At 54.0% G+C, this 23,924-nt stretch carries 17 protein-coding genes and 1 pseudogene; 2 read left to right on the top strand and 16 right to left on the bottom strand.

The window, feature by feature from the left end:
* Positions 1-23: 23 nt before the first annotated feature.
* The 8 genes and pseudogenes from CAter10_RS03695 to rfbB form a co-directional block, all read right to left on the bottom strand.
* Positions 24-1,160 carry a glycosyltransferase family 4 protein gene (locus CAter10_RS03695; RefSeq protein WP_061532328.1) on the bottom strand — a complete coding sequence of 379 codons (1,137 nt, stop codon included), beginning with the start codon at positions 1,158-1,160 and terminating at the stop codon, positions 24-26.
* A 23-nt stretch (positions 1,161-1,183) separates the two neighbouring features.
* On the bottom strand, positions 1,184-4,489 hold the full coding sequence (locus CAter10_RS03690) for a glycoside hydrolase family 99-like domain-containing protein (RefSeq protein WP_061532327.1): 3,306 nt from the start codon (positions 4,487-4,489) through the stop codon (positions 1,184-1,186).
* Positions 4,486-5,889, bottom strand: a complete 1,404-nt coding sequence (locus CAter10_RS03685) for an ABC transporter ATP-binding protein (protein ID WP_061532326.1) — start codon at positions 5,887-5,889, stop codon at positions 4,486-4,488. The genes CAter10_RS03690 and CAter10_RS03685 overlap by 4 nt, the downstream gene beginning before the upstream one ends.
* 10 nt (positions 5,890-5,899) lie before the next feature.
* The gene (locus tag CAter10_RS03680; RefSeq protein WP_061532325.1) at positions 5,900-6,727 is read right to left on the bottom strand and encodes an ABC transporter permease; all 828 of its coding nucleotides are present in this window, start codon (positions 6,725-6,727) and stop codon (positions 5,900-5,902) included.
* Positions 6,724-7,616 (bottom strand): annotated as a pseudogene (rfbD, locus tag CAter10_RS03675) (dTDP-4-dehydrorhamnose reductase). Before rfbD ends, CAter10_RS03680 begins: the two are co-directional and overlap by 4 nt.
* On the bottom strand, positions 7,613-8,158 hold the full coding sequence (rfbC, locus tag CAter10_RS03670) for a dTDP-4-dehydrorhamnose 3,5-epimerase (protein ID WP_061532324.1): 546 nt from the start codon (positions 8,156-8,158) through the stop codon (positions 7,613-7,615). Before rfbC ends, rfbD begins: the two are co-directional and overlap by 4 nt.
* A 2-nt stretch (positions 8,159-8,160) precedes the next feature.
* Positions 8,161-9,060 (bottom strand): glucose-1-phosphate thymidylyltransferase RfbA, encoded by a 900-nt coding sequence (rfbA, locus tag CAter10_RS03665; protein WP_061532323.1) that lies wholly within the window; start codon positions 9,058-9,060, stop codon positions 8,161-8,163.
* The gene (rfbB, locus tag CAter10_RS03660) at positions 9,060-10,139 is read right to left on the bottom strand and encodes a dTDP-glucose 4,6-dehydratase (protein ID WP_061532322.1); all 1,080 of its coding nucleotides are present in this window, start codon (positions 10,137-10,139) and stop codon (positions 9,060-9,062) included. The genes rfbA and rfbB overlap by 1 nt, the downstream gene beginning before the upstream one ends.
* Positions 10,140-10,534: 395 nt before the next feature.
* Between rfbB and CAter10_RS03655 the strand changes: the two genes are divergently transcribed.
* A complete protein-coding gene (locus CAter10_RS03655; RefSeq protein ID WP_061532321.1) occupies positions 10,535-11,368 on the top strand; it encodes a symmetrical bis(5'-nucleosyl)-tetraphosphatase in 834 nt (277 codons plus the stop codon).
* Positions 11,369-11,376: 8 nt separating this feature from the next.
* On the opposite strand, the gene CAter10_RS03650 is transcribed toward CAter10_RS03655, so the two are convergent.
* The 7 genes from CAter10_RS03650 to CAter10_RS24470 form a co-directional block, all read right to left on the bottom strand.
* Positions 11,377-12,132 (bottom strand): lysophospholipid acyltransferase family protein, encoded by a 756-nt coding sequence (locus CAter10_RS03650; RefSeq protein WP_335339725.1) that lies wholly within the window; start codon positions 12,130-12,132, stop codon positions 11,377-11,379.
* Complete coding sequence (locus CAter10_RS03645; RefSeq protein ID WP_061532320.1) at positions 12,129-13,418, bottom strand: dihydroorotase; 1,290 nt, start codon at positions 13,416-13,418, stop codon at positions 12,129-12,131. Before CAter10_RS03645 ends, CAter10_RS03650 begins: the two co-directional genes overlap by 4 nt.
* A gap of 182 nt (positions 13,419-13,600) precedes the next feature.
* Positions 13,601-14,560, bottom strand: a complete 960-nt coding sequence (locus CAter10_RS03640; RefSeq protein WP_061532319.1) for an aspartate carbamoyltransferase catalytic subunit — start codon at positions 14,558-14,560, stop codon at positions 13,601-13,603.
* A complete protein-coding gene (gene pyrR / locus CAter10_RS03635; RefSeq protein ID WP_061532318.1) occupies positions 14,553-15,074 on the bottom strand; it encodes a bifunctional pyr operon transcriptional regulator/uracil phosphoribosyltransferase PyrR in 522 nt (173 codons plus the stop codon). The genes CAter10_RS03640 and pyrR overlap by 8 nt, the downstream gene beginning before the upstream one ends.
* A gap of 33 nt (positions 15,075-15,107) precedes the next feature.
* Complete coding sequence (gene ruvX / locus CAter10_RS03630; protein WP_061532317.1) at positions 15,108-15,494, bottom strand: Holliday junction resolvase RuvX; 387 nt, start codon at positions 15,492-15,494, stop codon at positions 15,108-15,110.
* Between the two features lie 42 nt (positions 15,495-15,536).
* Positions 15,537-15,884, bottom strand: a complete 348-nt coding sequence (locus tag CAter10_RS24475; RefSeq protein ID WP_417924707.1) for a YqgE/AlgH family protein — start codon at positions 15,882-15,884, stop codon at positions 15,537-15,539.
* Positions 15,803-16,069, bottom strand: a complete 267-nt coding sequence (locus CAter10_RS24470) for a YqgE/AlgH family protein (RefSeq protein ID WP_417924718.1) — start codon at positions 16,067-16,069, stop codon at positions 15,803-15,805. The genes CAter10_RS24475 and CAter10_RS24470 overlap by 82 nt, the downstream gene beginning before the upstream one ends.
* Before the next feature lie 251 nt (positions 16,070-16,320).
* On the opposite strand from CAter10_RS24470, the gene CAter10_RS03620 reads away from it, so the two are divergent.
* On the top strand, positions 16,321-17,811 hold the full coding sequence (locus CAter10_RS03620) for a cryptochrome/photolyase family protein (RefSeq protein ID WP_061532316.1): 1,491 nt from the start codon (positions 16,321-16,323) through the stop codon (positions 17,809-17,811).
* Positions 17,812-17,871: 60 nt separating this feature from the next.
* Here the strand turns inward: CAter10_RS03620 and CAter10_RS03615 are convergent, their stop codons facing one another.
* Complete coding sequence (locus CAter10_RS03615) at positions 17,872-23,802, bottom strand: Hpt domain-containing protein (protein ID WP_061532315.1); 5,931 nt, start codon at positions 23,800-23,802, stop codon at positions 17,872-17,874.
* Positions 23,803-23,924: the final 122 nt, after the last annotated feature.

Raw genomic sequence — 23,924 nt, 5'->3', positions numbered from 1 at the left:
CTACTAAAGCAATAATTATGAGATTAATTGTGCCTTACTTTATTCAGTAAAATACCTTCAAAGCGATTTGTATATCGCAAGCCGGTAGAACGATAATTAAAATTCAATTTCATATGATTTTGAGCACGCCTCCCTAGCAAACGACCTTGATTTGGATCGTCAACTAAATTAATCATCTGAAAGCTGGCTTGCTCCCAATCCGGATCAGCCCATACTTGGCCGTCATGGTGTGGATAATCGCCTTCGTTTAGCGGAATCAACTTATAGTCGATATCGTATGCCGTTTGCGGCGCCATGAAATCCATGTTGCCGGAGTAAGCAGTTGCAATAACCGGCTTGCCGAGCGCCATTGCCTCTGCGATACCGAATCCGAATCCTTCGGACCTATGAAGCGAGACAAAGCAATCGCAGCAACGCACAAGATTCTTCACTTCATTGCTGGTCATCATCTTCTGAAAGAGGGTGACATGCTGTTTCAGATCGCCCAATGTCTTGCATAGATCATTAAACGCCTCCGGATTCGTCTCCACACCATTAACCTTGATAACCAGATGTATCTTGGAATAAGGGCGTTTTGACAACAGATTCCGGAAGGCATTTACTACTGCCTCGGGATTTTTTCGGGTCGAATATGAACGCAGATCATAAAAAAACAGGAATGTGTAATCTGTTTCTGGGATCGAAAAATAACGTCTGCCCAAAAAAGAACTCAGCCCTACTTCGCATGCCAATGGCATGTGAACAACGGGTTTATCGCAGGCTGCTTCCAAGCTGCTCTGGATAAATTTCGATGGCGCCCAGATTTCGTCGAAGCGATCCAATTGCTTCGCCCATCCTTCCGGATATTTCGCCAGCTCCCAGAGTGGGTAAATAATGTTATAGCCGCTCATCTCCCTTACGGCCGATAAATGCTTTAGCGCTTGCTCAACCTCATCCCCATTGATATGGAAAACATTGATGCCAGCGGGCTCGTCCGTGCACGCCCCAGAAAATTCCAGTGTTTCCGATGCATCCGGATGCTGCAGTTTGTAAACGTCTGTGATGGCTGGTGACTCACCGATACTGCGAAGAGCGCGATAAGTGGTGCGAATATGCTCTCCCATGCCAATCGGAGCGTAGGGGTGTCCTACCAAAGCTGCTTTTTTTATCAAAGTACTCATGCGTCCTTAACCTTCGGTTCCGTCTAGTTTTTCTTCAGCACTCTTGCTGCATCAAATGCGTTTTTTACCGCTTCCAGATAAGTGTGTCCGAAACGGCGATCGGGCTCTAGATAAGCCCCTTCGGCCCACTCATTCCAAGCGTTAACAAATATTAATCTCTCATCGCCATATTGTTGGAGTCGGGTTTCCTCTATCGCATCCTCTAACCATGCCTGAAATGCGCCAGGCGTAGCGTGTTCAAAACAAAAACTATTGTTTTGTCGACGCGCTGAGTTGTCCCAACCAGGAATCACACCCTTGAATCTTGTATAAGCTGGTGCTTCTCGTGCCGAATAACGCACGGCCAAATCACGATAGTCTGCAACACCTCCCGCAAAATTCGGATTGATAACAGCACCCGATGGCTTCTTCTGCTCAGCAAGGCCTTGTGGTGGAAACTCTACCGCGGCATCGCACCCAAATTCACTAGGATGTGTATTTGCGTGTACCAACTCGAATGACTCAACCATAGCAATATAAATTTCGCCAATGCCCTGTTCTCTGCAAATAGTCCTCCATCTCGCAGCTGTTTGTGCAAAATCTGGGAACAAGGTAACGCGATAGGCCAATAGCAAAGGACGTCCGTCAATCTTGATATAACGTTGGTCCCGGAAGAAGCGGATTAAGTCCAAAATTACCGCTGTATCATCTTCAACTGAATGGGATTGCGCCATCAGAACTTCGTGATCTTGACCATCCCATCTCCGAGTCCAATTTTCGTTTGCCCAGCACAGGCAAAATGGGAAATCAGGCTTACCAGACTCCAGCATCTGCTCGATTGGGCGGTCAAGTAGTCGCTTTCCGTCAAACCAATAATAATAAAAACAGAATCCTTCCACACCATAACGACGCGCCAACTCAGCCTGCTGCTCCATGACCTCGGAAAGTCTTAAATCGTAATAGCCCAAATCCGCGGGCAAGCGTGGTTGATAATGACCCACAAAATTCGGGTGCGCCTTGCTGACATTTGTCCACTCAGTGAAACCTGTGCCCCACCATTTGTCATTTTCCGGCATTGGATGAAATTGCGGCAAATAGAACGCGATCAGTTTAGGATCAATCGATTTTTCCAGTCGGTCATGCCATTTATTTTGCAGGGTGTTTAGATTCTTATAAATACAACGCATCTTGAAACTGTCGTCAACTGCGCCAGTTGTCTTGGACAGATGATGCACAATCGTGGCAGCGGGATTGTAATAAACGTAGTATCCGGCCTGTTGCACACTTAAACATAAATCGCTGTCTTCACAATAACAGGGGAGATATTCTTCAGAGAATCCACCAATCTGCTTGGCCAATTTTGTCGGCAACAATAAACACGCACCTGAGACATAGTCCACACGTCGAACGTACGAAAAGCGCTCCTTCGCAGGATCGTCATTAAGGCCAATCATGTCTGCGGTTCCATCTGGTCGGAATGCCACACCGGCTTCTTGCAAATGACCACTCGGGTAAACGAAGCGTGGCCCCACTGCGCCAACATTAGGATGCGTCACAAAAGTATTCAATAGAGCACTCAGCCAGCCAGCCGTGACCTGAACATCATTATTCAGGTATAAAACGTAATTACCCTTTACGTGTTCGAGAGCACGATTGCAATTTAGCAAGAATCCTAAATTCTGCTCATTTCGAACAAGCCGCACATTCGGAATGGAGTTGATGATTTGTGCTGTTTCATCCGTGGAAGCATCGTCTGCGACGATAATCTCGTATGAAACATCAGAGCAAGAATATTTTGCAATCGACAGTAAGCACTCGAGCGTCAGCTTGAGATTATTGAACACCGGAAGAATGATCGACACGTCCGGGGTAGAGACGAGGGGTGGCAATTGCACTCTTGAAGCAGCGGATGATAAAGACTCCTGAGCAATGTCGATCAAATCCAATGGTTTGGGCGATACCTGTGCAAGCCGCGACGCTTTGGCCTGAGCAATACGTGATTTGACAACTCCATAGTCTGCCCATTCCCACACGCCATCAGCGGCGGCAAGGAGTTGCGAGGGGACATAGGAAGTCGATACTGACTGTCTCGAATTGTTGTTATTGGGCCAATTATGCTGACCTTCTTGGCGCACTTTCCATTGTCTATATGGCTCCCAGCGCTGGAGTCCAAAACCAAACACTGGGAAAATAGCGTTCTTTATCCCTTGTTTTGCGGCGTGTCCAATTGGTAGTCGGCGGTACACACTGAGTATTCTTCTCGACACAGACAGCAACACAACGCGAGTCATCGACATAATACGACGGAGAGGAGCAGTCATCCTCCATGAGCGTGAGTCCTTGATGCCTTGTAGTTGAATGCGAAGGTTTGAAACTTCCGACGCTAATGCCAGATTACGTTTCTGCTCGTCTCCAACTGCTTTCTCGAGTTCGATGGCGTGATTTTGGTGCACCTTGTTTTGGTCATCCAGCATCTGCTTCAAATTCGCTTGTTGCTCCGCAATTTTCCCGTCATGACCAGTAATTGTGTCGCGAAGAGACGCAATTGTATTGTGAAGATGAGCAATTTTTTCGTCACGCTCGGCCATCAATCCACGCCAAAATTGGGTAATTTCAGAGTCCGCTATCGGTTGTTCAAGTACTCCAGAAGGAAGTTCGGGAAGCTGAACATCCGAGGCAAGTGCGATCCAATAAACCGGCTTTAAAATGCCCGATGCTTTTTCGAGCTTTTCATTCTCGAGTAAATATCCAGTTGCTGCTGTCGGGGTCGACTCGGAAAATATGCCAGATCCGTAAACGACACGTTGACCGAAATACGTGATGTTTTTATAGTAGCCCTCAAGAAGCTGCTTGAACTCGTGCTCATACAACTCTTTTACATGATGAGGGTTTATGTTGGCAGGCTCAATGGAATAGTAGTATTTATCTGGACTTGAAATCAGCAACACGCCGTCTTTACGCAAGACGCGCTTAATTTCCTGCATCATTTTTTCGTGTTGATCATGGTGCTCGATTGTCTCAAAACTTACGACCATATCAATGCTGGCATCAGGCAAAGGAATTTCAGCACAACTCCCCACCATATATTCGAGATTCTCCGCCGCATAACGCTTGCGCGCATGCGCAACCGCTTCAGCCGAAATATCAACACCTATAACTTTAAGCGCCTTATGCGCTATCAGTTCAGAGCCATAACCTTCCCCACTGGCAAGATCCAGAACCACTTTTCCAGCCGCAATTTCGCTAGCTTGCAAATATCGATGCAAATGCTCAAGTTCAATACTTCCGTGTACAGCCCCCGGCACAAAGCGCTCACCGGTAAATTCCAAAGAGTCCAATTCTTTCTTCACGTTAAATTCCTTGCTACATCAAGTTTTATCTGGTGCATCGGTATGCCAATCAGTCCGGTAGACGAGCTACTTGATTGAGATTTGAACATCACTGCATCAGAAATCCAATGATGTTGAATATGTTGTACCTGAGTTCCGCTAGCAATTGCCACGTTTACGCTATAGTCGCCTGGAGGGAGTATCGGCATCAAAAATGTAAATTCAGCCTGTACTTCATCACCTATAGAACCGGACAATGGGTTATCCATATTCGTCAGGTAAGTATTCTCTCCAAATAACGCCTGACCTAAACGATCTTTGACTGTAAAGCCGATAATTGGACCTTCCAAGGGTTGATTCACGGTTGCCTGAACCACAAGAGTTACCAGTTCCCCCCCGACAACCCATGACAGTGACGAGCCATCACTATCCAAAAATTCAACCGCCGTAATTTGCGCCCCGCCGTCGCCAAATGAAGCAGACTCCGGGTCAAATTTGAAAATTTGCAAATCATTACGCAAATTGCTGGCATTGATGAATGCCATGCGTTGATCCTTTTGAACACGGACACCATCGTGCTTTTTAAGTATCTTGAGCTTGGTGGTACTGCTTTTACCCTGCTGTGCTTCATAAAATGCTTCCAGATACGACTCACAGACGTCCTTGGGACTACCTTCCTGCAAGACTTTCCCTTTTTCTATCCAGATTGCGCGATTGCACAAATTCTTGATGGCGCCAGTATCGTGACTGACAAAAAGGACTGTGCCGGTTTTCATAAAGTGACGCAAAAATCGCATGCATTTTTGCGTGAAAAAAGCATCGCCAACAGCCAAGGCTTCATCAATAACCAGAATATCCGCGTCCACGTGAGCGATAACTGCGAATGCCAAGCGCACCATCATCCCGCTTGAATAGGTCTTTACTGGCTGATCAATAAAGTCACCGATGTCGGCAAAGGCCTCGATTTCAGCAAATCTGTCCTTAGTCTGCTGCAGTGTCAAACCTAGAACACCTGCGTTCATGTAAACATTTTCACGCCCGGTGAACTCAGGGTTAAAACCAGAACCGAGCTCCAGTAAGGCGGCAACCCGGCCGTTGACCTCGATATCACCAGCACTGGGATGAAGCGTCCCGCAGATAATTTGCAGCATTGTCGATTTACCCGACCCGTTGCGTCCGATAATGCCAACGCTTTCGCCTTTTTTTATTTCGAACGAAACGTCCTTTAACGCCCAAAATTCGCGAAAGTAATGCTTTGATGATTTTCTCGCTAGACGTTGCAGGCGAGGGACGACAAATTGCTTGAGTCGATCACGCGGGTTGTCATAGATCTGATAGCACTTACTGAGGCTATTAACGCGGATCGCGACGAGTTCAGCTTGCTTGCTCTCACTATCCCCCGTCGTCTGCACAACAGGCATGCCAAGTTCATTAGAGGACATCTGCAAATCCCTTCTTGGTCTTCTGGAACCAGGCAAAGCCCGCCCAAGCAACCAGTACGGCTGCAACCATATAAATGCTCAAACCAGTCCAGTCTGGCAATCGTCCCCAGATAAGCACTTCACGGGATTGCTCAATGATAAAGGTCAGTGGATTTGCCATAATCCATACGCGAAACTTCTCCGGTACCGCACTGACCGGATAAAAGACTGGGGACAAAAACATCAGTACGGTCGTGATGATGGTGATAGTTTGGCCAACATCGCGCAGGAACACTCCCAGAGATGCCAGCATCCAGGCGAAACCGATAATGAGGACAATCAGCGGTAGCAGAACCAGCGGGATAAACACAGCCGTCCAGTGCAGATAGCCGTTAAAAAGCACAAAGGCAATCAGCAGAACGCTCATGCTGATCAGGCTGTGAAACAGTGCAGCCCCCATCGCAACGATCGGCAATATCTCGATCGGAAAGACCACTTTCTTGACATAATTTACGTTGTAAACTATCAAGCTAGGAGCGCGATTGAGCACCTCAGCAAATAAACCCTGCACAATCATGCCGACAAATAACAGCACTGCGAACTGGGTTTTGCTTTCGTCGCCGCCGGCCCAACGCGATTTAAAAATTTCCGAGAAAACAAAGGTATACACGGTCAGCATGAATACCGGATTGAAGAAGGACCATGCCAACCCCAATACAGACCCTTTATAGCGACCGACAACCTCGCGGCGACTCATTTGAAAAATAAGCAGCCGATTTTGCCAAACGCTCTTGGCAAGGGCCCGTAGAGAGGCCGATTGTGTTGCATGAGGGTTCATACGTTATCCGAAAATGTCTTGTTTTGAAGACAGGAAACTAAAGCGTCTTCCCAAGTAGGTAAATTCAAAAAGTTGTTAATGAATTTTTCCCCGGACATGACCGAATAGGCTGGCCGCGTGGCTGGCAAAGGATACTCTTGCGTTGAAATAGGCGTTAGACGTGGTTTCTTGTCGATGTTGGCATGCTCAAGAATCGCCTTGGTAAATCCGTACCACGTGGTTTGTCCCTGACTAGTCAGGTTATAAATGCCTGAATGCTGCCGCAGCCAATCGCGGCCGTCTTGCGCATCATTGATTTGGGCCACAATGGCGGCGGTACCTTCGGCAATCGTGCGACACCAAGTCGGTGAGCCATGCTGATCTGCCACAATGCGCAACTCGTCGCGCTCTTGCGCCAGACGCAACATGGTTAAAAGAAAATTCTTTCCATGCATGCCATATACCCAACTGGTGCGCAGAATCAAATGCGGAATACCCGCAGCTTGAACAGCTTGCTCGCCAGCCAGTTTGGTTTTGCCGTAAACATTGATCGGACAAGTCCGATCGGTTTCCAGGTAAGGCGTATCTTTGCTGCCGTCAAACACATAATCGGTGGAGTAATGGATCATCGCCGCACCGATTTTTTTGGCCTCTTCTGCCATCACTCCAGGGCCTCTCCATTAATGCGCATCGCAAGCTCCGGCTCACTCTCCGCCTTGTCGACCGCGGTATACGCGGCAGGATTAATGATCAGGTCCGGCTTGACACTGCGGACGACATCGCGCACTTGAGCAAGATCGGACAGATCCATCTGGCTACGATCCATCGCAATAATATCGCCCGAGCCGCGCAGGCTGCACTCTAATTCATGGCCAACCTGGCCGGTCCTCCCTGTGAGCAGAATCCTCATGCAAATACCTCGGCGTTAGCAAGCAGTTTGCCAATCTGATCCTTGCCCGACAATAACGGCTCTCCTTGGATTGGCCATTTGATCCCAATTGCTGGATCGTTCCAGAGAATGCTGCGCTCATGTTCTGGCGCCCAGTAATCGGTGGTTTTGTACAGGAACTCGGCTGACTCGCTGGTCACCACGAAGCCATGGGCAAATCCAGGCGGCACCCAGAGCTGCCGCTTGTTTTCTGCGGACAAGACCACACCGACCCATTGTCCGAAGGTAGCGGAGCTTTTCCTGATATCGACAGCAACATCGAACACCTCGCCGGCAACAACACGAACCAATTTTCCCTGAGGTTGCTGGATCTGATAATGCAGGCCACGCAGCACGTTGCGAGCCGATTTCGAGTGATTATCCTGAACAAAATTGGTACTTACCCCGGTCAACTCGGTGAAACGACGCTCGTTGAAGCTTTCGTAGAAAAAGCCGCGGTCGTCGCCAAATACTTTGGGTTCAAAAATCAATACGTCAGGAATATGCGTTGTTTGTACTTGCATCTTTAATACACCTTGTCTTTTAATAACCGCATCAAATACTGGCCATAGCCGTTCTTTTTCAGTGGCTGCGCTAGCGCATCGAGTTGCGCTGCGTTGATATAACCTTTGCGATATGCAATCTCTTCCGGACAAGCGACTTTCAGCCCCTGCCTGTTCTCAATGGTCGCAATGAACTGCCCCGCCTCCAACAATGATTCATGGGTGCCGGTGTCCAGCCATGCCATACCGCGTCCCATCAGTTCGACATTCAACTGATTGTTTTCCAGATAGACGCGATTGACGTCAGTAATTTCGAGCTCGCCCCGCTGCGATGGCTTGATGCCAGCTGCGATGTCGCATACCTGACGATCATAGAAATACAAGCCGGTGACCGCGTAGTTCGACTTGGGTAATGCCGGCTTCTCTTCAAGACTCACTGCGCAGCGCTGGTCATCAAATTCGACCACACCATACCGCTCCGGATCGTGCACATGATAGGCAAAGACCGTGGAGCCCTCGGTACGCGCAGAGGCTGCACGCAGCTGGTTTTCGAAATCATGTCCGTAATAGATGTTGTCGCCGAGGATCAGCGCTGAAGGCGAGTCGCCAACAAAATCGCGGCCGATAATGAATGCCTGCGCCAGGCCGTCGGGAGTTGGCTGCACCGCGTAGCTCAATTCAATGCCCCACTGCCGCCCGTCGCCCAACAGTTCCTTGAAACGCGGCGTATCCTGCGGTGTTGAAATGATCAGGATTTCCCGTATCCCGGCCAGCATCAGCGTGGTCAGCGGGTAGTAGATCATTGGCTTGTCGTATACCGGCAGCAGCTGTTTTGAAACTGCCATGGTGACAGGGTACAAGCGTGTACCCGAACCGCCAGCAAGAATAATGCCCTTGCGGCTTGGGGATGTTGACGTTGTCATTACTTGGTCTCCACCGGATTCTGACGCTGCTCGTAGTTTTTTTCGACCCATTTCAGGTAATCGCCGGACTGCACATCTTTGACCCATTCCTGATTCGCCAGATACCACTGGATAGTCTTACGGATACCGGTATCGAATGTTTCAACCGGCTTCCAGCCCAGCTCACGCTCAATCTTCCGCGCATCAATGGCGTAGCGGCGATCATGGCCGGGACGGTCGGTGACGTAGGTGATCTGGTCACGGTAGCTGCCACCGGCTTTCGGATCGAGTTCGTCCAGGATGTCGCACAGTGTATGGACTACGTCCAGGTTGGCTTTCTCATTCCAGCCGCCGACGTTATAGACCTCACCGGGTTTCCCCGCTTCCAGCACCCGACGGATTGCTGCGCAGTGATCACTTACATAGAGCCAATCGCGCACTTGCTGGCCGTCGCCGTATATCGGCAGTGGTTTGCCGGCGCGGGCATTCGTGATGATCAGCGGAATCAGTTTTTCCGGGAAATGATAGGAGCCGTAGTTATTCGAGCAGTTGGTGGTTAGGGTCGGTAAGCCATAGGTATGGTGATAGGACCTGACCAGATGGTCCGAGGCTGCTTTCGATGCCGAGTAAGGGCTGTTGGGAGCGTACTGCGTGGTTTCGGTAAACGGCGCATCATTCGGACCCAGCGTGCCATATACTTCATCGGTGGAGACGTGCAGGAAGCGGAATGCCGCCTTCTCATCGTCAGGCAGCGCGTTCCAATAAGCACGCGAGGCTTCAAGCAAGCCGAAAGTGCCGTTGACGTTGGTTTCCACAAACGCCGCCGGACCGTGAATCGAGCGATCCACGTGACTCTCCGCTGCAAAGTGGACGATGGCGCGCGGCTTATGCTGCGCCAGCAAGGCGGCAACCTGCGCGGTATTGCCGATATCACCCTGCACGAAAATATGACGCGGATCCTGGCGTACGCTCGCCAGGTTATTCATGTTGCCAGCGTAAGTCAGCTTATCGAAATTAACTACCGGCTCGTCGTTTTGCGCCAACCAGTCGAGTACAAAATTGGAACCAATAAAGCCGGCTCCGCCAGTAACAAAAATCATATATATGTCCTAAAAATAGAATTTCGAAGAACCGTGCTTGACGAGCTATACAAGCTCCGCGCCCTTCGAATTCACGAAATCCGAGCGTAACCCCGAATTATCCACTATTGGCGGCCAATATAAATTACCTAAATAACATTTAACTATCTTTAACCCTATGTAATCGGGTAAGCAATGTAACATTTTGTTGCTAAATAACAACTGAACAACAAATCAGTTCAATGCCGGTTGATATCCGACCATCAGAAATGCAGGAAGTGCCACATACGAGCACATCTCTTCAATTTCCTTGCCAATTATCTATCTGTCGAATACCTGGTAAAACCACGAGCAACTCGAAAACCCGACTGCCGATCTACAATAGCGAACCGCAACTACGTCAATCGCAAAAATACATGACCCTCATCAGTTCCAACCTGTTTGCCATTGGCGACTTGCAAGGCTGTCATCAAAGCCTGCTGGATCTGCTAAAACGCATCAATGCGACAACGCCGGATGCGCATTTCATTTTCGTCGGCGACCTGGTCAACCGTGGCCCGCAATCGCTGGCGACATTGCGATTGATACGTTCACTCGGCGATCGCGCACAGGCACTGCTGGGCAATCACGATTTGCATTTACTGGCCGCCGCGCACGGGATTCGCAAATTGCACAAAAGCGACACTCTGGATGAGATTCTCAACGCTCCCGATCGGGACGAGTTGCTCGACTGGCTGCGTCATCGTCCGCTGGCGCTGTTGCAGCAGGATCATCTGTTTTTGCATGCGGGCGTACTGCCGCAATGGTCCGCATCCCAAACGCTGGCATTAGCGCAGGAAGTGGAAAACGTGTTACGCGGCCCCAATTGGGTCGATTTCTTGCGTGAAATGTATGGCAATCAACCGGCACGTTGGGACGATGCATTGCAAGGCAATGATCGCTTGCGCTGTATCGTCAACGCCTTGACTCGCCTACGTTTCTGCACTGCCGACGGAACGATGGAATTCAATGCCAAGGAAAGTACCGGGACCGCCCTGCCCGGCTATCTGCCCTGGTTCGACGTCCCACAACGACAAACGCAGGATGTCACCGTAGTGTGTGGGCATTGGTCAACCATGGGATTGGTACTCAGGCCGAATCTGATCGGACTGGACACCGGCTGCGTCTGGGGCGGCAAACTGACCGCCGTCCGATTGGCGGATCGCCTGCTGCTGCAGGTGAGCTGCCCACAGGCGCAACGGCCGGGCTGAGATAAAAACTAGGCCGCGACGCTTTCGGTTTGTCCCAATGCTTCCGCGATCAGGACGCGCGTGGCAGCGGCCAATTCACGGCGATGCGATCCGGTGGTATCGACCGGCGCCAATTGGATCAACTCAGCTTTCATCGGCGGCGCTTTCAAAATTGCCAGCATGCTTTGCGCGAAAGTCATGTCGCCGATAAAGTCCGCGGCGGGATGCAGATTCCCCTGTTCATCCAGGTAACGCAGCGCATACGGCTGCACCGGCACCTTTGCGTCCAATGCCGCCTCAAACAAATTGGCGTGGAAGGGCAGCACCGCCCCCTGGGCCGCCGTGGTTCCTTCGGGGAAAAAAGCAACGCGGTCGCCGGCTTGAATGCTGGTGACCAGACCCTGAAATATCCGCCGCACGTCGCGCTGCTTGCCGCGTGCGATAAAAATCGTTCCGCCCTTTTCGCACAACCAACCGATCAACGGCCAATCGCGGATATCCGACTTGCCGACAAACTGGCAGGTTTGAATCGAATTGATGACGAAGATGTCCAGCCACGAGACGTGATTGGCGACAATCAAGGCGCGCGACGGCGCCACGCTGTTTTGCGGATTGCTTAATGCAACCCGCACCCTGCAGATCGCCAGGAGCTTGATCGACCAATGCTTGATGCGCCACTGCCGCCCTGCAGCATCGGTAAACGGGAACACGACAGCGCAAGTCCACAAACCAACCATCAGGTGCAACAACACCCGCAGCAAACGCAACACCTGCAACCCGTTCATGCGCGTTCAAAGGCGATATGGCCGGCAACAATGGTGGCTTTGACCCGCCCGCTCAGCTCATAGCCGAGAAATGGCGTGTGCTTGCCTTGGCTCGCCAACTCCTTGGCTTCAACTTTCCAGCGTACGGCCGGATCGAAAATGCAGATATCGGCCGGACTACCGATCGCTAGTTGGCCGGCCGGCAAACCGGCTACGCGTGCCGCATCGGTAGTGATTTTTGCCAGAGCGCGGCTGAGGCCATGCTGTGCCGGATCGACGCATTCGTCGCCCCATTTCAATGCCAGCGACAACAGCAGTTCCAGGCCAGTGGCGCCCGGAGTCGCTTCGCCAAACGGCAACAGTTTTTCGTCGTCGTCCACCGGGGTATGATCGGAACAGATCGCATCGATGGTGCCGTCCAGCAGCGCCTGCCGAATGGCATCGCGATCGCGCTGCGAGCGGAACGGCGGCGTCATGCGCGCATTCGAATCGAAGAAGCCGATATCGACATCGGTCATGTGGATGTGATGGGCGCCGACGTCGCAAGTGATCGGCAAACCTTCCTTCTTCGCTTCACGGATCAGTTCCAGGCCCGGCGCAGAAGAAATCCGACACAGGTGGACGCGGGCGCCAGTGGCGCGGATCAATTCAAAAATGGTGTGCAGGCGTATCGTTTCGGCCATCGTAGGCACGCCGGACAGGCCAAGCCGGGAGGCGACCGGGCCGCTATGCGCGATACCGCCGTTACCGAGGTAAGGATCTTGTGGACGCAACCAGACGGTGTAGTCGAAGGTACGCGCATATTGCAGCGCGCGCAGCAATACGGTGGTGTCGAGGATCGGTTCTTCGGCCTGGGCAAAACCGATGCAACCGGCATCGGTCAGCTCCGCCATCTCCGTCAGCTCCTTGCCTTTGAGGCCCACCGTCAACGCCCCCAACGGATAGACATGGGCCTGGTTCAAGCCCTTGGCGCGATGCTTCAACATTTCCACCAGGCCCGGCTCGTCCAGCACCGGATCGGTATCCGGCGGACAAACCAGGCTGGTCACGCCGCCCTGCATTGCGGCCTGCATTTCCGATTCCAGCGTCGCCTTGTATTCATAGCCTGGCTCACGCAGACGTGCACTCAAGTCGACCAGCCCCGGCGTCACCACCAGGCCCTTGGCGTCGATCGTCTTATTGGCCGAGAAGTCGGCTGGCGGCGTGCCGACGCCGACTATCTTGCCGGCTGCAATGAACAGATCCTGCTGCGCATCGATGTTGTTTGCGGGGTCGATCAGACGGCCGTTTTTGATGTGAAGTTTCATCGTAAAATAAATTGCAATTCTATAAATGATTTTTTGAGTACAAGCCGGTCAATCGGCAACACCTAAAGCACGCGCCTCCTAGGAATCGCTGTCATCCTCGCGAACGCGGGGATCCAAATTGCTGAGTAAAATGGATTCCCGCGTTCGCGGGAATGACGCGACATGGCATATACGAATTTATTTTAATTCCCAGCCAAGATACTCATCACCGCCATCCGCACCGCGATGCCAAACGTCACCTGCGGCAAAATCACCGCCTGCGAGCCGTCGGCTACTGCCGAATCGATTTCCACACCGCGGTTCATCGGCCCTGGGTGCATCACGATGGCGTCAGGCTTGGCCAGCGCCAGGCGTTCCGGCGTCAGTCCGTAGCTCTTGAAGAATTCCTGCGCCGACGGCAGCAATGCGCCGCTCATGCGTTCATTCTGCAAGCGCAACATGATGATCACGTCCACGCCTTTCAGGCCTTCGTTCATGTCAGTGAAGACCCGCACGCCCATTTGCTCCAGGCCGCCAGGCAACAAAGTGCGTGGGCCGATGGCGCGCACTTCAGGCACGCCAAGCGTAGTCAATCCGTGAATGTCCGAGCGCGCCACGCGGCTGTGCAGGATGTCGCCGACAATTGCCACCGTCAGGTTACTGAAATCCTTCTTGTAATGACGGATCGTGTACATGTCGAGCAAACCCTGGGTCGGGTGTGCATGGCGGCCGTCGCCGGCGTTGACCACGTGCACATGATCCTGACGGGTGTCGGTCAGATGCTTGGCGATCAGGTAAGGCGCACCGGATTGCGCGTGACGCACCACAAACATGTCGGCATGCATCGCCGACAGGTTGTCGATCGTGTCTAGCAGCGACTCGCCTTTGCTGGCGCTCGAAGCAGAAATATTCAGGTTGATGACGTCTGCCGACAAACGCTTTGAAGCAATTTCAAAAGTGGTGCGCGTACGCGTCGAATTTTCAAAGAACAGGTTGAACACGCTTTTGCCGCGCATCAGCGGCACTTTCTTGACATCGCGATCGCTGACGCCGACAAACGAGGACGCGGTATCGAGGATGTGCGTCACCACCGAAGTCGGTAATCCTTCGATGGTCAGCAGGTGTTGCAGTTCGCCGTTTTTATTGAGTTGGGGGTTAAGCATTAGATTGCACCATCAGGGTAAATCCGCCGTCATCGGCACGTTGAAGTTGTAGGGACTCGCCCGGCTGCAAGGTCACTGCCTGGGCGACAAAATCTGCAGCTACCGGCAGATCCCGCTCGCCACGATCGATCAGCGCCGCCAGCATGATCTTGGCGGGGCGGCCGTAATCGAACAGTTCATTGATTGCCGCGCGCGTGGTGCGCCCGGTGTACAGCACATCGTCGACCAGCAGAATCGTTGCACCGCTGACGTCGAAGGGAATCTGCGTCGGCTTGATATCCGGGCGCAAGCCCTTTTCTGAAAAATCGTCGCGATAGAACGAGACATCAATAAATCCAAGCCGCTCGCCCGGGTTCAATTGCAAGGCGGCGACCAGACGCTCAGCCAGCCATGCGCCGCCCGAGTAGATGCCGATCACGGCGACATTGTTGGCCTGCGCCAGGCCTGCCTTTACTTTTGCCTCAAGCACTTGATACAGCGCTTCGGCATCGAATTGGGGGGTGATTGTAGTCATTGCATCTTCATCGCTGGTTCAGGACAACATCATTCATTCAGATAGATCGTCAAAGTACTGTTGCAAAATAATGGCAGCAGCGCGATCGTCGATTACCTCACCGCGCTGCTGCTTGATCACGGCCGACGAATAGCGCTCATCCACCAGCACCGTGGCGACGCCATAACGGCCATGCAGCTGGTTCGCAAAACGCTGGCAACGGATCGTCATTTCATGTTCCGCGCCATCCGGATGCAAAGGCAGGCCAACCACACATAGATCCGGCTGCCACTCTCTCACCAGTGTCGATATTTCGGCAAATTTTTCATCGTTGGTGGCCGCGCTGATCACCTGCAGCGGCTGTGCCTGCTTCAGCAAGGTATTACCGACGGCAACGCCGATGCGTTTGAGGCCGAAATCGAAACCGAGTACGGTACCCATCAGCCTGCTAACGCCCGACAAAATACGACATTGGAAAACAGATCACGCACGCCCGGATTCTCCGGTCAACATGAACGGGGAGATCCCCAGCAGATTAACCGCAGCGGCGAAGCGCTCGGCAATCGGCAGCTCAAAAATGATGGCCGGATCGGCGGCGACAGTCAGCCAGCCGTTACGCACGATTTCCGATTCCAGCTGACCGGCGCTCCAACCGGAGCAGCCCAGGCTGACCAGCAGCCGCTGCGGTCCGGTGCCGTGAGCGACCTCTTCAAGTACATCCTTGGAGGTCGTCATCGCAATCTGCTCGGTCACTTTGAGCGTCGAAGAGTAATTCTTGATTGGCGCATGCAGCACGAAACCGCGCTCAACCTGGACGGGCCCGCCAAACATGACCGGCCGCTCGGCAATCGAATCATCGAACTCCAGGCCGGGCTGATTTCCAGTTTCAGATCGATACGGTCAAACAACACTTGCATCGTCATGTCGGTCGGTTTGTTGATCACCACGCCGAGCGCACCGTTAGCATTATGCTCACACAAATAGACCACGGTCCCGCCGAAAACAGGATCCAGCATGGACGGCATTGCAATAAGGAAATGATTTGTCAGATTCAATGAGGGAGAATCCGGGCTGCCAGACGCCTTCGCTGCACTCTTGCGCGTAGATGAATCGTCCGGAGATGTATCGAGCTTGGCCATGGCCGCATTTTATCAGTTTTAAATGGGCTAAAGCCGCTTTGCATCCTCTTGCTTCTCCGGTAAAGTCGCTCGCAAGCCTGCCCCGGCGCTGCCTCTTCCGTCCATCCATTCCATCGATCGTCGCCTTCATGCCGCAATTTGAAAAATCACTGCTCTGGTTTCGCCGCGATCTACGTGTGTTTGATCATGCCGCCTTGCACTATGCTTTAAAGGCTAGCCAGCAGGTGTTTTGCGTGTTCGTGTTCGACACCGACATCCTGCAGCCTTTACTCGATGCAGGATTGAACGCCGATCGCCGGGTTGAATTCATCCACGCCAGCATAATCGAACTGGAGCGGGAGCTGCGCCGACTCGGCGGTGGATTGATCGTGCGCCACAGTGCGGCGCGCCATGAAATTCCTCGGCTTGCCGCACAACTCGGCGTCGACGCGGTGTTCAGCAACCACGATTACGAACCGCAGGCGAAACAGCGCGATGCCGAAGTCGCCAGCGCACTTGCAGTGGACGGACGCCAGTGGCGCAGCTTCAAGGACCATGTCATCTTTGAACGCGATGAAATCCTTACGTTGGCGAATCAGCCGTTCTCGGTATTTACGCCTTACAAGAACGCCTGGATGAAAAGACTGGCCGCCGCAGACGGCGCCTTCTTCCTGAAGCCCTATCCGATTGAAACCCATGCGTCACACTTGGCTCCGCCTCCGACTTTGTCCGCAGCAGGGATCCCGAGTCTTGCTGCGCTCGGCTTTGAAAAGACCAATCTACTCGACCTGAAGATCGCGCCGGGTATGTCGGGCGCCGCTGCCCTGCTGGAAGATTTCATGCCTCGCATCGGCCAGTATGGCCAGACCCGCGACTTTCCGGCGATCAAAGGCCCCTCTTACCTATCGGTGCACCTGCGCTTCGGTACGATATCCATCCGCACGCTGGCGCGCATGGCATATCAGACGCTGCATCAGGACGCCGCTGCCACCGGTGCAGCCGTGTGGCTGTCGGAACTCACCTGGCGCGATTTCTATTTCATGATCCTGCACCATCATCCGCACGTCGCGCAACGCGCCTTCAAGCCAGACTATGATGCGATCCAATGGGAGTCCGGCGCACATGCCGATTCCCTGTTCCGGGCATGGTGCAATGGTCGCACCGGTTATCCGTTGGTTGATGCGGCCATGCTGCAGCTCAATCAAAGCGGGTACATGCATAATCGCCTGCGCATGGTGGTTGCTTCGTTTCTGATGAAGGACCTGGGCATCGACTGGCGTTGGGGCGAGCATTATTTTTCGCTCAAATTGAACGACTTCGACCTGGCGGCAAACAACGGCGGCTGGCAATGGGCGGCATCATCAGGATGCGATGCGCAACCCTATTTCCGGATTTTCAACCCGATCACACAATCCGAGAAATTCGATGCTGACGGCAAGTTCATACGCCGTTACCTGCCGCAATTGGCAGGCCTCAGCAACAAGCATATTCATGCACCATGGCTGGCGCCAACGAATGAATTAGGAAAAGCGGGAATAAAACTGGGGGAAAACTATCCGTTGCCACTGGTGCAGCACGATGAAGCCCGAAAGCTGACCTTGCAGCGCTACTCGGTGGTGAAAAGAGTGACGGACGAATAAGGAGAGAATTTGTGCGCCGATTACGCGGGAGACAATCCTCCGCAATCGGCGCACAAACTGTTAGTGCAGCGTTTTGTCTTCAGTCTTGATGAACGACTTGATGGTGCTCATCAGTTCATCTTCCTGATACGGCTTGCCCAGATATTCATTCACACCCAACTCCATCGCATAGCTACGATGCTTCGACGCAGTGCGCGAGGTGATCATGATGATCGGAATATGGCGGGTCCGGTCATCGTTGCGAATATTCCTGGTAAGGTCGAAACCATCCATACGCGGCATTTCGATATCAACCAGCATCACGTCCGGTGTAATCGCCTGCAACTGCTCCAGCGCATCGACGCCATCTTTCGCCAGCACCACCTGGTAGCCTTCACGCGACAACAAACGCTGGGTGACGCGGCGCACGGTCAGTGAATCGTCGACCACCATCACCACGTTCTGGCTACGCAAGCCTTGCACAGCCTGGGCTGCCTGCGGCGATTTGACATCGGCACCAGCAGCCATCTCAGCGACGGCCCCCAATGCATCATGTGTCGCCAGATGCGAAATACGTGGAGCACGCTGTTCATGCGCAAAACGCTGGGCCAGCGGCACCGGATTCAGGATCAGCACGATATCCCCAGAACCCAGCACGGTCGCGCCGGCAATCCCGATCATCCGCGACAATTGTGGTCCGATATTCTTGACCACCACTTCTCGGTTGCCGATGATTTCATCGACGTGGATCGCGACCCGGTCATTACCGGTACGCAAAATGATTACCGGCGAATACTGCTGTGCGACAGGAATCGTATCCGCATCGCCCAGCAACGCCGACAGATATTGCAGCGGCACGCGATGCCCTTGCCACATCAGCATGCCGTCATTGTAAGCAGCAGCCAGCGCCACCGCCTTCAACTGCTGCACCTGTTCAACCAGCGCAGACGGCACCGCATAGGTATTGCCGCCGGTGGTCAGAATCACCACCTGCGTCACTGCCAGCGTCAACGGCAAGTGGATGGTGAACTGTGTGCCGGCGCCAGCATCACTGCTCACCTCAACCCGGCCGCCCAACGAAGCCGCTTCAGAGCGCACCACGTCCATGCCGACACCGCGGCCGGCCAGCTCGGTGACATCCGATGCCGTGGAAAAACCGGGCCGGAAAATCAGGTCGGTGGTTTCCAGATCAGATAGTTCCTGATCATTTTCCAGCAGGCCGATCGTGCGGGCCTTGTCGCGAATCCGTCCCAGGTTCAAACCCTGGCCGTCATCCGACATCTTGATCAGAATTTCATTGCCGTCCTGCCGGATTTCGATCTTCAGCTCGCCAGTTTCGTTCTTGCCGGCAGCACGCCGCGCCTCACGCGATTCGATGCCGTGCACGATGGCGTTACGCAACAGATGCTCGAACGGACCGACCATCTTTTCCAGCACGCTGCGATCGATTTCGACATGGCTGCCGCGAATGTCCAGATTGACGCGTTTGTCGAGTTCCTTGGAAACCTGGCGTGTCAGCCGATACAAACGCTCCGCGATACTGGCAAACTGCACCATGCGCACATGCATCAGGTCTTGCTGCAGCTCACGCGTCAACCGCCCTTGCGTCAACAAGTCGGCGTTGGCACCTTCAACCGTATTGGTCAGGTTTTTTTGCAGCGAGGCGACGTCGTTGACGCTCTCCGCCATCATCCGCGTCAATTCCTGCAAGCGGGTGAAACGGTCGAATTCGAGTGGATCGAACTCACGTTCGCCGGCTTGTGTCATGCGTGAACTGATCTGCGCTTCAGCCTGAATTTCAATTTCCCGCAACTGGCTGCGCAGACGATCGACGTTTTCCGTCAATTCGGAAAGCGACAATTGCAAGGTCCCGATGCCAGACTCCAGACGCGAACGAGTGATCGACACTTCACCGGCCTGGTTGACCAGACGATCCAGAATCTCGGCATTGACACGCACCTGCGAGACCAGTCCGCTGGCGGTGGCCGCAACTGCCGCTGCCGGCGTCAAGCCTGGTGTCAGTGATGGCATCACGCTCGGCACGTTAACCAGCGCTTGCTCAGCGCCCGGTTCTGTCGCTGCAACCTCTGTCGCAACTGCAACAGCAGGGGAAGGCGCCACAGCGATCACCGCCTGCGGATTACGCAGATTGTCGAACATCTGCACGCCACGGTCGTAATGCGCCAGCAGCTCGTCAATCGTGTGGCGCGAGGGCGTACCCGAATGCAGCACGACTTCGATATGGCTTTCCATCTCGTGCATATGCTGGCCGAGAACCATCGCTCCGGCCATGCGGGCGCTGCCCTTGATCGTATGCAGATGACGCAGAATGGATTGCGATGCGCCGTTGTCAGCAGGGTTCTGCTGCCAGGTCCGCAGCGCGCTGCCGATTTGCGGCAGCATGTCGCTGCCTTCTTCCAGGAACACCGGCAACAGGTCGGCATCCAGCTCATCCCGGACCACCAGAGATGGATCGATGTCTTCCTTGCCAGACGCGAACAGATGCAATGCATCGGGAACCGGAGCTTCCGCCGGTGTTGTCGGCACTATCGACAGCGGTTGCGCATGTGCAGACTCCACGTGGGAGTTGGTATGTTCGACGACGTTCTCACCAGCCGGCTCAGGCTCAGCCACTGCTTGCGGCGCATCAAGCGATCCGGCGGCCGCTTCAACATGAACCGGTTCCGGCACCGCCTCCGGCGCACGCGGCTCTTGCCGCTGCCACAGGCTGTCCAGGCTGCTCACCAGCGCCGGCTCATAGTATGGCATGTCACCCTGCGTGAATTGCTGCAACATCCATTTGATACGTTCAACACTCAGTTGCAACGTATCGTAATCGTGCCCGTGCAAGCCGCCCGGTTGCAACGCCATCCGCTGCAACGCCATTTCCAAGGCATGTGCAACTTCCTGCAGCGGCTTGAAACCTACTGTGGCCGAGCTACCCGCGAGCGAATGGGCGGCATGTACCGATTGGGTCATTACCGGACGCTCCGGCTCATGCCGCCATTCGGCAAAATCCTGCGCCAAATGCCGCACCAGCTGATCGGTTTCGGCCAGATAGATGTTATACAACGGCAAGCTGATCATCAGGTCGCCGATTTGCTTGGTGCTGTCGTCGTGACGAATTTCCTGCATGCCAGGAAAGGCAATTACCTCAGCGCTCGCCGGCTCTTCGGCCGGCACGTCGGCGACGAATGTTTCAACATCAGGTACATCGCTGGGCTTGGCTTCGAATTCGGCCGCAACCGGAGTTTTCTCTTCCTCGGCAAAGGATGGCAAACCGTGGCCTTCACCGAACAAGGCGAGATCTTCGTCGGTCAGTTGAATTTCTTCTGCCTGAGCCGGAAGCTCCGGCAGATCGGTCAGTTCCAGCGTCTCCGTCGATTCAAGTACTGCATCGGCGACCACATCAGCTACAGCATCGACATCGGCGTGCGCGACCGGGGCGGCTGTTAAAGGTTCGACAAATGCACCGCCATGACGGACCCGCTCGGCAATTTCAGTCAATGCCTGCGGCGTTTGCTGCGACTGTCCATGCTCAAGGATTTCCTTGACCCAGCCGTCCAGCAGCTTCACGGCATGATCCAGCAAGGCCTGCAGATCGGCGGTCACAGGACGCGATTCCGACAACCACACGTTCAACACCTGCTCAATGCTCCACGCAGCTTCACCGAAAGCATTCAGGCCGATCATGCGGCTGCTGCCCTTCAATGTATGAAAGGCGCGGCGCAATACCGTCAGGGGTTCCTGCGAATGCGCACTATCGCGGAGTTGCGGCAAGGTTTGCCTGGCATTCGTCAGGACCTCGTCCGCTTCCGATAAAAAAATCTCACGCAGTTCGGCATCGGCCTCCTCGTCGGTTACCGAGACGGCTGCAGGTGTAACTGCTTCCACGGCATGAAGCGGTACGATGGTGGTGACAATCTCAGCCAGCGATTGCTGCGATGCCGAGAAATCCGGATGATCGAGGATATCGATCGCCGCCTGGGCGCGCTCATTAGCCTCGGGGTTGTCGCTCAATGTGGCGTCAACACGCATCTGCACCAGCGATTCCTTCAGCTGTTCCTGCAGCGCCGCGTCGTGCGGTTGTGCTGTCAACGACAGCGCCAATTCCGCAGACTTGTTCTGATGCTGCAACAGCTCGTCCTCTACAGTTGCCAATTGCGGCAACGACGGCAAACTTTCCGTCGCAGCGTGTACATCCGTGTCAAGCGGCTGTACCACAGGGTCCGGCTGCGGCGCGGCAACCACCGTACGGCGCTCCAGCAAATTGACGCGGAACACACCTGCCTCTTCATCGAATGTGAAGTGATTGTTTTGCGTATCCGACTGATGCTGCAGGGTTTCGATAAAGAAGCTCAGCGCGCCGATGTTTTGCGCGATCCTTTCAAATTCCTTCTGGTCCGGCACCACCTCGCTGCCTTCTGCAGCAAAGCGCTGCAGGGTATTGCGCGTATGCTCAACCACGCGCAACGCATCGGTCTGGTCCTGAATCGCCAGCGCGCCCTGAATCTGATACAGCACCTGGCCGATCTGTGTCAGCACATCGCGCCGTTCCGGATCATTGAAAAATTCGTCCAGCATCTTCTCGACCTGACGCAAGCTCGACAGCATTTCCGAGGCCAGCATCTTGACGGTCTGGCGCTGCTGCGCTTCACGATAGATATCGTCGATCCATTGCGCCGGCTTGCCCAATGTTTCACCTGACACGACCGACAACAGGCGTGCTGTCATCGCATCCGCACGTTCCGAGAAATTCTCCGGCAAACGGCTGATGTGGTTCAGCGTATTTTCAATGAACAACAGGCTGGTAGCGATTTCCATGCAAATCGCATCGCCCGGCCGCGAATGCGCGGCGTGGCGCGCAATGCCATTCAATTCGCGCAACAGTTTCGACAGCGATGGGGCATTCAGACTGCTGCCGGCTTCGCTCAAACCGAGCATTTCCTGTTCAAATGCCGCAGCAGGGCCGGCGTCGCCGCTGGCGAGGCGATCCCACATATTCTTCGCCTGCGTCAGGCGCTCCTTCGCCGCGCTCAACGCTTCAGGGCTGATTTGCCCATAATGACGCGTGCCGTAATCGGATGGCACCAGGCCGTTCAAGCGATAGGCAGCGCGAATCTGCGCACCCAACTTGGAGCTCTGTTCAACGCCGGCGATGAAAAACAGCGCATCGCGCAACAGGCGTTCGGAAATGCTCGACGAACCTTGGCTCAAGCGCCGCAACTGCAGGTTGATGCGAGCGAACAGCTGCTTGACATACAGTTCGTTTGAAATCTGCGCCGCCGCAACTGCTTCGGAAAAACCATGCATCACCCACCAGAACGACCGGGACTGCTGGTTGCGCTGCATCTGTTCGACTTCGCCGACCACGCCCTGCATGGCGCCGGCATTCTCCAGCTCTACAGCTTTGTCGGCGCTTTTCAGGAATGGCAACAAGGCGCGCTCAAACCGCTTGCGCAACGGCAGATAGGCTGCGGCTTCAACCGGCAGAACCTGCTCGGCCTCCGGGAAATGAGGACGAATGGTCAGGTCCGGGAAAAACAGATCGGCCGGATGGATTCTCTCGGCGCCGCGGATTTCCAGCAGCGACTGGTAGTACGGGAACAGCCGCACCGGCTGATGAGCACCGCCTGCCAGCAATTCGTCCAGGTATTCAATCAACGCCTGATACGCGTTGCGGACGATTTCCACGTGCTGAGCCGTCAGTTCGGCTTGTCCCGACTCGGCACGCTCTAAAATATCTTCAACGGTTTCGGTAATGATGGTGACGCCGTCGATGTCAACCATCTGCAATGCGCCGTGCGCCTGGTGCAGATAGGTCTTGGCATGACGAATGGCGGTCGACTGATCGTCGCCGGCTGCAGAGTCAGCGGCTTTCGACAAGGCATTGCCGGATTGGCTCAGTGCCTCGCGAATTTCGCTCATCACCCATGACAATGGTCCGGTATCAAGGTGCGTCCGCGTCGAATCTTGCAAATGCGCAGCGGTACTGGAAAAATCGGTGGTCATGACTGCCTCATGGATTCAGGGAGTGGCCAATCTGGATTGACCACATGCATATCGGCCAAAGCGCCGCACAACATTGCAGCAGCGCAGCATCACAGATGCCGCAACGACTGCGGCAAGCTCCG

It is taken from the genome of Collimonas arenae, assembly GCF_001584165.1.
Taxonomy (GTDB): Bacteria; Pseudomonadota; Gammaproteobacteria; order Burkholderiales; family Burkholderiaceae_D; genus Collimonas; species Collimonas arenae.
The sequence above is the reverse complement of the archived record's forward strand: the minus strand, read 5'-3'. Positions and strand labels throughout refer to the sequence as shown.

Bases quoted from the DNA above. Each gene is read 5' to 3' on its own strand.
- CAter10_RS03695 (WP_061532328.1), bottom strand. From the start codon at position 1,160: ATGAGTACTTTGATAAAAAAAGCAGCTTTGGTAGGACACCCCTACGCT.
- CAter10_RS03685 (WP_061532326.1), bottom strand. From the start codon at position 5,889: ATGCCTGTTGTGCAGACGACGGGGGATAGTGAGAGCAAGCAAGCTGAA.
- CAter10_RS03680 (WP_061532325.1), bottom strand. From the start codon at position 6,727: ATGAACCCTCATGCAACACAATCGGCCTCTCTACGGGCCCTTGCCAAG.
- rfbC (WP_061532324.1), bottom strand. From the start codon at position 8,158: ATGCAAGTACAAACAACGCATATTCCTGACGTATTGATTTTTGAACCC.
- rfbA (WP_061532323.1), bottom strand. From the start codon at position 9,060: ATGACAACGTCAACATCCCCAAGCCGCAAGGGCATTATTCTTGCTGGC.
- rfbB (WP_061532322.1), bottom strand. From the start codon at position 10,139: ATGATTTTTGTTACTGGCGGAGCCGGCTTTATTGGTTCCAATTTTGTA.
- CAter10_RS03655 (WP_061532321.1), top strand. From the start codon at position 10,535: ATGACCCTCATCAGTTCCAACCTGTTTGCCATTGGCGACTTGCAAGGC.
- CAter10_RS03650 (WP_335339725.1), bottom strand. From the start codon at position 12,132: ATGAACGGGTTGCAGGTGTTGCGTTTGCTGCGGGTGTTGTTGCACCTG.
- CAter10_RS03645 (WP_061532320.1), bottom strand. From the start codon at position 13,418: ATGAAACTTCACATCAAAAACGGCCGTCTGATCGACCCCGCAAACAAC.
- CAter10_RS03640 (WP_061532319.1), bottom strand. From the start codon at position 14,560: ATGCTTAACCCCCAACTCAATAAAAACGGCGAACTGCAACACCTGCTG.
- pyrR (WP_061532318.1), bottom strand. From the start codon at position 15,074: ATGACTACAATCACCCCCCAATTCGATGCCGAAGCGCTGTATCAAGTG.
- ruvX (WP_061532317.1), bottom strand. From the start codon at position 15,494: ATGGGTACCGTACTCGGTTTCGATTTCGGCCTCAAACGCATCGGCGTT.
- CAter10_RS24475 (WP_417924707.1), bottom strand. From the start codon at position 15,884: ATGTTTGGCGGGCCCGTCCAGGTTGAGCGCGGTTTCGTGCTGCATGCG.
- CAter10_RS24470 (WP_417924718.1), bottom strand. From the start codon at position 16,069: ATGCTGGATCCTGTTTTCGGCGGGACCGTGGTCTATTTGTGTGAGCAT.
- CAter10_RS03620 (WP_061532316.1), top strand. From the start codon at position 16,321: ATGCCGCAATTTGAAAAATCACTGCTCTGGTTTCGCCGCGATCTACGT.
- CAter10_RS03615 (WP_061532315.1), bottom strand. From the start codon at position 23,802: ATGACCACCGATTTTTCCAGTACCGCTGCGCATTTGCAAGATTCGACG.